A 12,068-nucleotide genomic window follows, 5' to 3' on the forward strand; every position below is an offset into this window, starting at 1 on the left:
ATATTGACATTTTAATATTGAATAATACTTATGCTAAATGGGTTTGAATGGGATCGTAATAAAGCATAACTCAATAAAATTAAACATGGTAATAAGCTTTGAAGAAGGCGATGACAGTATTTTATGATGATTATGCATTGTTAATACCCGATCCAGAGCATTCTTTTTATGAAGAACGTTTTTTATTGTTAGGACGTAGTGAAAAAAATAATACACTTGTGGTTGTTCATTGTGAACGAGATGAGAATATTCGGATTATTTCAGCTCGCTTAGCAACTATTTATGAAAGCAAACAATATAAGGAGAATTTATGATGAAAGATGAATATGATTTTTCTCAGGGGATTCGTAACCCTTATGCGGGACAATTGAAAGCAAAAAAAATGGTGACAATTCGTTTAGACGATGATGCGGTTGATTACTTTAAGGCATTATCTAAAGAGGTAGGTATTCCTTATCAAACTTTAATTAATGCTTATTTAAAAGATTGCGCAATAAATCATCGTAAACTAAATATGATTTGGCGTTAAAAAAACACCGTTCAAAATTGAACGGTGTTTTTATATTATTAGCCCACCACAAATGGCAAGTAACCGGCACGAATCGCAAATGGAATGGATGTAATGATTACGCCTAATACCAATACGATAATTAAAGTCATATTTCCTCCCCATACTTTGTATGGCAAATTGGTGTGAGTTCGACGAGCTTTCCAAACAAGGCTAACTGGCAATACTACGGCATAGAATGCAAACATTTGACCTGCGTAGCCTAGCGCTAAAATAAAACCTTCAGGATAGAAAAGCGCAAAGACGAGTGGTGGAATGAACGTCATTAAGCCAAGTGAGATGCGCCCTGCAGAAATATTAAAAGATCGTTTTAATAAATCTTCGATACATTCCAACAATCCAAGCCCTACGCCCAAGAAAGAAGTAACCAGCGCCAAAGTTGAGAATAATTTTACCGCACCTGCGATCATGTTACTGCCAGTGATAGCAAGCGTTGCTTTTACTAAGCCATTTAAGGTGGCATCTTCTTTTAAAATTTGTAAGAACTCATTTTGTGTGAGCAAGCCGTGCGTCGACATTTGCCATAAAATATAAGCGAAAAGGGTAATTGCTGAACCCGCCAGAATAGAAATGCGTAATGCTTTTACGTTACCGCCTAAGTATTTATTTAAACTTGGAATAGAACCGTGGAAACCAAATGCCGTGAAAAAGACAGGGCTTGCAGAGATAATTAAAGCGTTATCAATTGGCGTCGCCATTAAGTTATCAAATTTGATTTCTGGCAACATTAAGCTTAACACCACGGCAAAGGCCGCAAGCATCACAAAAAATAACACACGATTAATTTTATCTACGCTATGTGTACCGATGACGATAAATGAACCGAAAATTACGGTAAATAATAAGATGCTAACTTTATCACCAAAACTTTCTGGTAATAAATCTTTTAGTAGTGAACCGCCACCGCTGATATAAGCGGCAATTAATGCGTATAAGAAAATAATTAGTACTGCCGTGGCAATAATGCGTCCTGCTTTACCAAAATATTGCTCAGCGAGTGTGCCGATGCCCGCATCACTTTCCGCAGTTTGATAGAGTTCAACGAATAAAAGAGCGCTAAAAGTTAATAATGCCCAAAGCCCTAATAATAAGACTAAAGTAAAGCCGAATCCGATACCAGCGGAAGTGAGTGGCATTGCCAACATTCCCGCGCCAATCATCGTACCGGCAACGAGAAGTGTGCTGCCTACAGTTTTGTTCATGTTTGCTTCCTTATTGTGTAATAATAAATTTACGGTGATTGTATTTTAAAATTTACAGTGTGTAAACAACAGAATACAAAATATCTTTATTATTTACCGCACTTTTCTTTTCCCTTTCTGTGTTCATCTCGTTACAATACTTAGCGAATCAACTAAGACAAAATAGGAGAGCTTATGATTTACAGTATGACCGCTTTTGCACGCCTTGAAGTGAAAAAAGATTGGGGCGATGCAGTATGGGAAATTCGTTCCGTTAACCAACGTTATTTAGAAAACTTTTTCCGTTTGCCAGAGCAATTTCGAGGATTAGAAAACACGTTACGTGAGAAACTTCGTCAAAGTCTTACTCGCGGTAAAATTGAATGTTCTTTGCGCATTGAAACAAAAAAACAAACAAATGCTGAATTGAATTTAAATAAAGAGCTTGCGAATCAAGTGATTAAGTCTTTGCAATGGATTAAAACTCAAGCTGGAGAAGGTGAAATTAATTTGACAGACGTGTTGCGTTATCCCGGTGTGGTGGAAGCGCAAGAGCAAGACTTAGATGCGATTAGTCAAGATTTATTGACGGCCTTTGATAATTTACTGACAGATTTTATTGCAATGCGTGGTCGTGAAGGCGAAAAACTTAACGATATTATTCAACAACGCTTGGATGCCATTGCTGTGGAAGCGGATAAAGTACGGTCACAAATGCCGGCAGTTTTACAATGGCAACGTGAACGTTTATTGCAACGTTTTGAAGATGCTCAAATTAATCTTGATCCGCAACGTGTGGAACAAGAAATGATTTTACTCGCTCAACGCGTTGATGTGGCGGAAGAGCTCGATCGTTTACAAATGCACGTGAAAGAAACCACTAATATTTTGAAAAAAGGTGGTGCAGTTGGCCGTAAATTAGATTTTATGATGCAAGAGTTGAATCGTGAATCGAATACGCTTGCATCTAAATCCATTAATGCGGATATCACGGCTTCTGCAGTTGAGCTGAAAGTGCTTATTGAACAAATGCGTGAGCAAATCCAGAATTTAGAATAGGAAAGTAGAATGTCTCAATTTATTTCTCTTACTCAATATCAACTGATTGAGGCACATGGTGCGGATGCAGAAAAATATTTGCAAGGGCAGTTAACGACGGATGTTGTGCGATTAGCAAGTGGAGCAACAACACTTACTGCTCACTGCGATCCAAAAGGTAAAATGAATGCAATTTACCGTTTGTTTAAAGTAAGTAGCGAACAATTCTTTTTGCTCATTAAGAAAGATCTTTTGCCAAGTGGGCTGGATGCTTTGAAAAAATATGCGGTATTTTCAAAAGTCAGTTTTGATTTACGTGATTGGCAAATCATTGGCGTGATAGGTGAAAAATGTGGAAAAATCACACCGCATTTTTCATGGGAAATTGATGGACAGCGTTCAATTTTATTGAATGAAACCGAATTGCCCGTGAATTTTAATGGCGATGAAAAAATTTGGGATGTAGCCGATATTCAAGCGGGATTGCCAAATTTAAGCCCACAAACGCAAAATGAATTTATTCCACAGGCGCTAAATTTACAGGCTATTGAGCAAGCCATTTCTTTTACTAAAGGTTGCTATATTGGACAAGAAACGGTAGCTCGTGCGAAATATCGTGGTGCGAATAAACGCGCAACGTTTGTCTTTAAAGTACAAACCCAGCAGGAAGTGGAAATTGGTAGTGAAATTGAAATGCAGATTGAATCAAATTGGCGAAAAACAGGCGCGATTACAAGTGCGGTCAATTTAGACGGTGTTTTATGGTTGCAAGTTGTGATGAATAACGACATTGATTCGGAACAACAATTTAGATTGCCGAATAGTGAAATATTGTTAGAGCGAGTGCAATTACCTTATTCGATTACTGAATAATAAAGTAAAAAAGATCAGGTATTAACCTGATCTTTTTTCTATCTAATAAAGTACTCGCGCACGAATTGTGCCATCGATTTCCTTCAATTTCGCCAGTAATGGCGATGCATCATTCGTTTCTACATCTACGACAACATAACCAATTTTCGGGTCAGTTTGTAAATATTGCGCGGCAATATTGAGGTTGGCTTCGACGAAAATTTGGTTCAGTTTATTCAATATACCAGGACGATTTTCGTGAATATGCAATAAGCGTTTTGTTCCTTCATGCTCTGGTAAAGATACTTCAGGGAAGTTGACGGAAGAAAGCGTTGAACCATTGTCTGAATATTTAACAAATTTGCCTGCTACTTCAAAACCGATATTTTCCTGTGCTTCTGCTGTTGAACCGCCGATATGTGGAGTTAAAATCACATTATCAAATTCGCGTAGCGGTGAGACAAATTCTTCATTAATTGACGCAGGTTCAATTGGGAATACATCAATGGCGGCACCGTGAATTTTCCCGTCTTTTAAGGCTTGAGCGAGCGCATCAATATCTACCACTGTGCCCCGCGCGGCATTGATCAAAATTGCACCTTGTTTTAATTGTGCGATACGCTCAGCGTTCATTAAGTTTTTGGTAGATGGTAACTCTGGAACATGTAATGAAACTACATCGCAAGAACTGAGTAATTCCTCAAGGCTACGAACCTGTTTGGCATTACCGAGCGGAAGTTTATTTTCGATATCGTAGAAATGTACATCCATACCTAATGATTCCGCAATAATACTTAATTGTGAACCAATGTGGCCGTAACCAATAATGCCCAATTTTTTACCCCGCACTTCATGAGATCCCGTCGCTGATTTATTCCAGACGCCACGATGTACTTCGGCATTAGCCTGTGGCACATTGCGCATAAGTAATAAAATCTCACCTAATACAAGTTCTGCAACGGAGCGAGTGTTTGAGAATGGGGCATTAAATACAGGGATTCCACGCGCTTTTGCTGCGTTTAAATCCACTTGGTTGGTACCAATACAGAAACATCCCACTGCGATTAATTTGGGTGCGGCCTCAATCATTTCTGCCGTTAAATGGGTGCGAGAACGCAAGCCGATAAAGTGTGCATCTTTAATGGCCTCTTTTAATTCATCACCATCTAGCGCTTTTTTATAGTAATCAATATTGGTATAGCCTGCTGCATGGAGCGTATCAAGTGCGCTTTGATGCACACCTTCAAACAATACAAATTTGATTTTTGATTTGTCTAGAGAGACTTTGTTTGTCATGTTTGCTTCCTTATGATTTTTATTATGAATTAGTCAATAATTTTTGCGCCTTCAGGCGTCCCGACGATCACAACGTCTGCGCCACGTAACGCGAATATCCCGTTAGTGACGACACCTGCAACGTTGTTTAATTCTTTTTCCATTTCGACTGGATTTAAAATAGTGAAGTTGTGCACATCTAAAATCACATTGCCGTTGTCAGTCACCACGCCTTCACGATATTCAGGCGCACCACCAAGTGCGGCTAATTTTCTGCCTACTTGTGAACGAGCCATTGGAATAACTTCAACTGGTAATGGGAAGGTTGAACCCAATACATCCACTTGTTTACTCGAATCCACAATACAAATAAATTTTTTTGCTAATGCAGCGACGATTTTTTCACGAGTGAGCGCTGCACCGCCACCTTTAATCATCATTTTTTGTGGATTGATTTCATCTGCACCATCCACATAAATATCTAAGCTCGAGACATCATTTGCATTAAATACTTCGATACCTTGTTTACGTAATAATTCTTCTGATGCTTTTGAAGCTGCAACGGCGCCTTGAATTTTATCTTTGATTGTACCCAAAGCCTCAATAAAGCAGTTCACCGTGGAGCCGCTTCCCACCCCAACAATCGTATCTGCTTTTACATATTGTAATGCGGCTTGTGCAGCGAGTCTTTTCATTTCTAATTGATTCATTTCTTTTCCTTATTTTAATAAGTAAACGATTGCATTACTTTATTACGAGAGTATTGAATAAACAAGTGTAATTTTTCAGCAATGAGAGGTTTAACGGATGAACTATGATTCCGTTAAAAATAATGCCAATAGTTCATTGAGAAATAACTTGCCATGCTCAGTGATTTGCCAAGAATCAGCGTTTTCCACAATATAGTTTTGTTGAATGGCAAAATCAATTTGATTTTTTACCGCACTTTTCGATAAACCTGTGTAATCTTCAAATTCTTGTTTGGGTACCGCTTCTAACAAACGAAAGCGATTCATAAAAAACTCAAAAGGGCGGTCAATTTCTGGCACGTTTTTTTCTTCGTAAAGATATTCGCCACGCAAATAACCTTTCGGGTGCTTGGTTTTAGAAAAGCGGGTAATTTCGCCATTAGGGAAGGTCAGTTTCCCATGTGCGCCACAGCCAATGGCTAAATAATCCCCAAACCGCCAATAATTCAAATTATGTTTACATTGAAAACCAGCTTTTACATAGGCGGATGTTTCATATTGCTGGTAGCCCGCTGTGGTTAAAAGTTGGTGGCCTTGCTCAAAAATATCCCAAAGTTCATCATCATCTGGTAATTTAGGTGGGCGGTAAGCAAACATCGTATTTGGCTCAATAGTAAGCTGATACCAAGAAAGGTGAGGAGGAGATAGCTCAATAGCTTGGCGAAGATCATCTAAGGCCTCTTCTAACGTTTGGTTCGGCAAACCATGCATTAAATCTAAATTGAAACTTTTTAGCCCAGAAACTTTCGCTAAATTGACCGCACTTTTTGCCTCTGCTGCATTATGAATCCGCCCAAGACGCTGTAATTTGTCATCATTGAAACTTTGAATTCCCATAGAAATTCGCGTAATGCCTGCTGATACATAACCTTCAAAGCGTTCAGATTCTACTGTGCCAGGATTAGCCTCTAATGTGATTTCAATATTATCTTCAAAATCAATCTGCTTTTTTATTTCTTTTAAGAGATACTCAATACTTTCTGCCGAGAACAAACTTGGCGTACCGCCACCAATAAAAATTGAATGGAGTTTTCGTTGTTGAATAGAATCGTTAAAGCGATGTAAATCGGTCTGCAGATCTTGCAAAAGGTGATGAATATAGCCTTGTTCTGGTATATCGCCTTTTTGTGCGTGCGAATTAAAATCACAATAAGGGCATTTTTGAACGCACCATGGAATGTGTATATAAAGGGAAAGTGGAGGAAGTTTGAGCATGCTGTTATTTACAAGTTTTAAATGTGAGAACAGTTAGAAAAAGTACAAATCAATGTTGTGTAAAGATTAAATCGTATAGCGAAGATTGATAAAAAGGGCCTGTTTTCACAAGCCCTAAAACGTTCAATTAATTGACCGCTCTTGTTGCCTTAGTGGTCGCTTTACGGCGTGGTGATTTTGCCGCTTTAGCTTCAACTTTGACAAACTCAATGCCTTCAGGCGGATTTTCCAAGGCAAGGCCAAGTACTTCATCAATGGTTTCTACTGCATGAATCGCAAGATTTTGTTTTACGTTTTCTGGAATTTCTTCGAGATCTTTAACGTTCTCTTTTGGAATTAATACGGTTTTAATTCCACCTCGATGTGCCGCAAGAAGTTTTTCTTTTAATCCACCGATTGGTAGTACTTTACCGCGTAAACTGATTTCACCTGTCATGGCTACATCCGCACGCACAGGATTACCTGTTAAACAAGAAACTAATGCAGTACACATTGCAATACCGGCACTCGGACCATCTTTTGGTGTCGCACCATCTGGTACGTGAATGTGAATGTCGCGTTTTTCATGGAACTCAGAATTAATACCAAGTTTATCCGCACGAGCGCGCACAACGGTCATAGCTGCTTGGATGGATTCTTTCATCACATCGCCTAATGAACCTGTGAAAGTGAGTTTTCCTTTACCGACAACGGAGGCGGTTTCAATAGTGAGTAAATCGCCACCCACTTCTGTCCAAGCTAGACCTGTCACTTCACCAATGCGATTTTGTGTGTCGGCTTTGCCAAATTCAAAGCGTTTGACACCAAGATAATCGTGCAGATTATCTGAATTTACCGTGATAGATCCAAGTTTTGGATTTACTAATAAATTTTTCACTGCTTTACGGCAGATTTTTGAAATTTCACGTTCTAATCCACGAACACCCGCTTCACGAGTGTAATAGCGAATAATATCTAAAATTGCACTTTCTTCGACAGTAAGCTCGCCTTTCTTTAAACCATTACGTTCAATTTGTTTCGCTAACAAATGACGCATCGCGATATTAAGTTTTTCATCTTCTGTGTAACCAGAAAGACGAATAACTTCCATACGATCCAATAATGGACCTGGAATATTCATAGAGTTTGATGTTGCGACAAACATTACATCAGAAAGATCATAATCCACTTCTAAATAGTGATCGTTAAAGGTGGTGTTTTGCTCAGGGTCGAGTACTTCAAGCAATGCTGATGCTGGATCACCTCGCATATCGGATGCCATTTTGTCAATTTCATCAAGCAAGAATAATGGATTTTTCACCCCCACTTTTGCCATCTTTTGAATTAATTTACCTGGCAATGCACCAATATAGGTTTTACGGTGACCACGGATTTCAGCCTCATCGCGAACACCGCCTAATGCCATGCGCACATATTTACGACCAGTGGCATTGGCAATAGATTGACCAAGAGAGGTTTTACCTACGCCTGGAGGGCCGACTAAGCAAAGAATGGGTCCTTTCACTTTGTTTAAACGTGCTTGTACTGCAAGATATTCAAGAATACGTTCTTTCACTCGTTCTAAGCCATAGTGATCGGCATCTAATACTTGTTGTGCTTTTGAAATGTCTTTTTTCACTTTAGAACGTTGATGCCAAGGCACTTGGATCATCCATTCAATATAGCTACGAACAACGGTCGCTTCAGAAGACATAGCTGACATCATTTTGAGTTTTTGTAACTCACTTTCCACTTTGTCACGCACATCTGCTGGCATACCTGCCGCTTCAACCTTTTGACGAAGTTGCTCAACTTCATCAATCGTGTCTTCATTTTCGCCACTATCCATTTCTTTACGAATAGCTTTAATTTGCTCGCTTAGATAATAGTTACGTTGGCTTTTCTCCATTTGTTTTTTTACGCGGCCGCGAATGCGTTTTTCAACTTGAAGAATGTCCGCTTCTGATTCCATCATGCCAAGCAGATATTCTAGGCGGTCTTGCACGTTAGCAAGTTCCAATACGCTTTGTTTATGGCGAACACTTACCGGTAAATGAGCCGCCATTGTGTCTGATAAACGATCAGCATCACCAAGGCGATGAAGTGCATTTAATACATCTGCAGGGATTTTTTTATTTAAGTTGAGATAATTTTCGAATTCAGAAAGTACCGCTTTTTTCGCAACATCTAACTCTTTCTCATCACCATAAGTGGTTTCGATAGGGGTAATTTTTGCGGAAAAGCACTTTTCGCCATCTTCAAGGCTGTTAATTTTCGCGCGATTTTGACCTTCAACTAGCACTTTTACTGTGCCATCAGGTAATTTTAGTAATTGAATAATGTTAGCAATGGTACCCACATCAAATAAATCTTCAGGGGTTGGTTCTTCCAAATCCGCCTCTCTTTGAGATACTAAAAGAAGCTGTTTATCATCGTTCATCGCTTCTTCAAGGGCATTAATTGATTTTGCACGCCCTACAAAAAGTGGCATCACCATATAAGGGAAAACGACGACATCGCGTAATGGCAATACGGGCATCGTACGTTGGGTATTCTTCGCCATAATTTATCTCTCTTAATTCTTTCCGATAATTTGGGTAAATATTGGGGTAGGGAAAAAGGAATTCAAGGAAAAGATTATAACAAAATCTGAGTTGTAAAGTGGGTTTTAAACAAAAAAGAATTTTGGCAAATGAAGTGATAATCGCTAAAATAACTGACAATTTTATTAAATTTCACAAAATATTGAGTTATGTTCCCGAAAAATAATTTTATTTTCCCCACTTACGTTCAAATGTATCCTTACTCCAAGGATCGCCCTTTTCTCAAACAAGTGCGGGAAAAATTACGTTATTATGGCTATAAATGGCTCTATCAAAAGCAATGTAGCCAATTAGTGGATTTTCTTAATACAGAAACTCAATGGCAGCCTTTATTTACACAAGATTATTATCGTATAAATACAATTCTTACTACTTTTTGCGATAAACGCTTTTCTGCTTCAGGACGTTTAACGGCGATTACGGAGAATTTACGTTTGGCAGAAGAAAAAATGGGACGTTCGCTTTGCCAACAATTATTGGATCAGCAAAATATCGTGTTAACACAATTAACTGATGATTTGCGTTTATCTTTAAGTATCAATCATATCGATCCCTTTGAAGGGTATTTTTCTATTAATATTCGTAATCAACATAATGAGCGAGTATATGATGCTTCTTTCACTTTTTTGAGCCCGAATAAATTGCTTATCGCCTCGATTCAAGGCCCCTCAAGTGGCAATGCTCAAGAACTTGTAAAACAGGCTACGAAAGCATTGCACGGTATGCGTCCAATGTTTCTGTTAGTCAATGCATTCAAAATGCTCACTGAAAAATGGCAATGTGAGCTAGTGGGCATTCCGCACAAAGCACAGGGAAAATATCGTCTTTCTGCGCGCAGTAAGATTTTGTTTAATTACGATGAGTTCTGGCAAGAGAATCAAGGGGAATATAGCAATAATTATTGGCAATTGCCTTTAGATATTGAACGCAAACAGTTAGAAGATATCGCAAGTAAAAAACGTTCTATGTATCGTAAACGTTATGAAATGTTAGACCAAATGGCATTGGATATTCAGCAACTTTAACGAAGAAAGTGCAATGAAAAGGGGAAAAAGACCGCTTATGTTTGAGAATTTTGTAGCTTGAATAGGAAGAGCTTTATCTAAATGCGTTGAGAAGACGCAGGCTTCAAGAGGAAGCCGAGCAACGGAAATTATCCAAATGTTAAGAACGTCTTATCCATTAAAATAGCAATTAAGCTTTGTATGATTAGTTCGTAGTATTTTCTTTTCCCAATTTCAAATTAAGCTAGATAAAGCTCTTAAAGCTGCCATTAAAAAGAAATATTCTGATTAAATAAAGCCCGTTGTGTCATTTTATATTTAAACCAAGGCTGGCACAGAACAAATTGTGGCTTATCGTCAAATAAAGGTAGAGAGGAGATAGTTGATGCAGCCTGGGTTAGTATAGTCACCGATGGATTCAACTAAAATTAAAAGGATTGAGTCTGATACAATATCGAAAACAATCCTTTAAATAACAGCCTAACTTTTGGGAGGTAGATTATTTTTTTACTGCGCTTTTGAGCTATTTTCTCAATTTAACTAACTCTACCTGATGGTTTTCACCTTTTTTTATAATTAAATTTGCTCGCTCACGGGTTGGAAGAATGTTTTGATTGAGATTTAACCCGTTAATTTCATCCCAAATTTTACTTGCCGTCGTAATGGCCTCTTCTTTTGATAAACTTGCGTAATGTTTAAAGTAAGAATTAGGATCATTAAATGCACTTTCTCGGAATTTTAAAAAACGTTTGATGTACCATTCTTTCAGCAATTTTTCTTCTGCATCGACATAAATAGAGAAATCAACAAAATCTGACACAAAGGTTTGATTGGTTTTGTTATTGCCTGTTTGAAGAACATTTAATCCTTCTAAAATGAGAATGTCGGGTTTATCTACCACATCAAATTCATCGGGAATAATATCGTATGTTAGATGAGAGTAGATCGGTACTGTAACATTACTTTTACCTGATTTTACATCTGCTAAAAAGCGAATGAGTTTAGGCGTGTCATAAGAAACGGGAAAACCTTTCTTTTGTAAAAGATTCTCTTGTTTAAGTTTTTCTAATGGATAAAGAAACCCGTCTGTTGTGATGAGATCAACTTTTCTTTCAGTCGGCCAATGAGAAAGTAGAGATTGTAGAATACGTGCAGAAGTACTTTTTCCCACGGCAACACTGCCAGCAATACTAATTATGTAAGGTGTTTTGACATTATTTCTGCCTAAAAAACGATGTAGTACCGTTTGGCGATGTAAATTTTCATCAATGTAATAGTTAATAAGACGAGTTAACGGTAGGTAAATCGTACTTACTTCATCTAATGAAAGGTCTTCATTAAAACCTAAAAGTGGTTTGAGATCCTGTTCTGTCAATTTTAATGGAACGGATTTACGTAATTCCGCCCATTGTTCACGATTAAAGCTTAAAAAAGGTGTTTGCTGAGTTGAAAATTCCACAATAATTTTATTTGATAGCTAAATAAACGAAGAAAAATATACTCTATAACCAGCATGTTCGCATTTATTTTTCAGTAAATTTAATAAGATTTGGTTAAAAATTCACATTTTTGCTTGTGATTTAAACGAACACGCAAAAAAAATA

The 12,068-nt window shown here is 38.0% G+C and carries 11 protein-coding genes; 5 read left to right on the forward strand and 6 right to left on the reverse strand.

The features are described from left to right. Positions 1-110: 110 nt before the first annotated feature. Together AC6H22_RS07860 and AC6H22_RS07865 are read left to right on the forward strand one after the other, a co-directional pair. A complete protein-coding gene (locus AC6H22_RS07860; protein WP_239994384.1) occupies positions 111-314 on the forward strand; it encodes a BrnT family toxin in 204 nt (67 codons plus the stop codon). Further along, the gene (locus tag AC6H22_RS07865) at positions 314-529 is read left to right on the forward strand and encodes a BrnA antitoxin family protein (RefSeq protein ID WP_118790889.1); all 216 of its coding nucleotides are present in this window, start codon (positions 314-316) and stop codon (positions 527-529) included. The genes AC6H22_RS07860 and AC6H22_RS07865 overlap by 1 nt, the downstream gene beginning before the upstream one ends. 38 nt (positions 530-567) lie before the next feature. On the opposite strand, the gene AC6H22_RS07870 is transcribed toward AC6H22_RS07865, so the two are convergent. Continuing rightward, positions 568-1,770, reverse strand: coding sequence for an aromatic amino acid transporter (locus AC6H22_RS07870; protein ID WP_046953393.1), 1,203 nt, complete (start codon positions 1,768-1,770; stop codon positions 568-570). Positions 1,771-1,944: 174 nt separating this feature from the next. Between AC6H22_RS07870 and AC6H22_RS07875 the strand changes: the two genes are divergently transcribed. Then, the gene (locus AC6H22_RS07875) at positions 1,945-2,808 is read left to right on the forward strand and encodes a YicC/YloC family endoribonuclease (protein ID WP_046953394.1); all 864 of its coding nucleotides are present in this window, start codon (positions 1,945-1,947) and stop codon (positions 2,806-2,808) included. Positions 2,809-2,817: 9 nt separating this feature from the next. After that, positions 2,818-3,660 (forward strand): CAF17-like 4Fe-4S cluster assembly/insertion protein YgfZ, encoded by an 843-nt coding sequence (ygfZ, locus tag AC6H22_RS07880; RefSeq protein ID WP_005627094.1) that lies wholly within the window; start codon positions 2,818-2,820, stop codon positions 3,658-3,660. 42 nt (positions 3,661-3,702) lie between these two features. Here the strand turns inward: ygfZ and serA are convergent, their stop codons facing one another. From serA to lon, 4 genes are all read right to left on the reverse strand, one after another. After that, on the reverse strand, positions 3,703-4,935 hold the full coding sequence (gene serA / locus AC6H22_RS07885) for a phosphoglycerate dehydrogenase (RefSeq protein ID WP_005627097.1): 1,233 nt from the start codon (positions 4,933-4,935) through the stop codon (positions 3,703-3,705). A gap of 29 nt (positions 4,936-4,964) precedes the next feature. Continuing rightward, complete coding sequence (gene rpiA, locus AC6H22_RS07890) at positions 4,965-5,624, reverse strand: ribose-5-phosphate isomerase RpiA (RefSeq protein ID WP_114892478.1); 660 nt, start codon at positions 5,622-5,624, stop codon at positions 4,965-4,967. Positions 5,625-5,726: 102 nt separating this feature from the next. Then, on the reverse strand, positions 5,727-6,878 hold the full coding sequence (gene hemW / locus AC6H22_RS07895) for a radical SAM family heme chaperone HemW (protein ID WP_118817536.1): 1,152 nt from the start codon (positions 6,876-6,878) through the stop codon (positions 5,727-5,729). Positions 6,879-7,005: 127 nt separating this feature from the next. Then, positions 7,006-9,420, reverse strand: a complete 2,415-nt coding sequence (gene lon, locus AC6H22_RS07900; protein ID WP_118817535.1) for an endopeptidase La — start codon at positions 9,418-9,420, stop codon at positions 7,006-7,008. 189 nt (positions 9,421-9,609) lie between these two features. Here lon and AC6H22_RS07905 point away from each other — a divergent pair, with 189 nt between their 5' ends. Beyond that, positions 9,610-10,485, forward strand: coding sequence for a VirK/YbjX family protein (locus AC6H22_RS07905; protein ID WP_118817534.1), 876 nt, complete (start codon positions 9,610-9,612; stop codon positions 10,483-10,485). Positions 10,486-10,987: 502 nt separating this feature from the next. Here the strand turns inward: AC6H22_RS07905 and coaA are convergent. Further along, entirely contained in the window at positions 10,988-11,923 is a 936-nt protein-coding gene (coaA, locus tag AC6H22_RS07910; RefSeq protein ID WP_118817533.1) for a type I pantothenate kinase, read from the reverse strand. Positions 11,924-12,068: the final 145 nt, after the last annotated feature.

The organism is Haemophilus sp. THUN1690 (assembly GCF_059704375.1).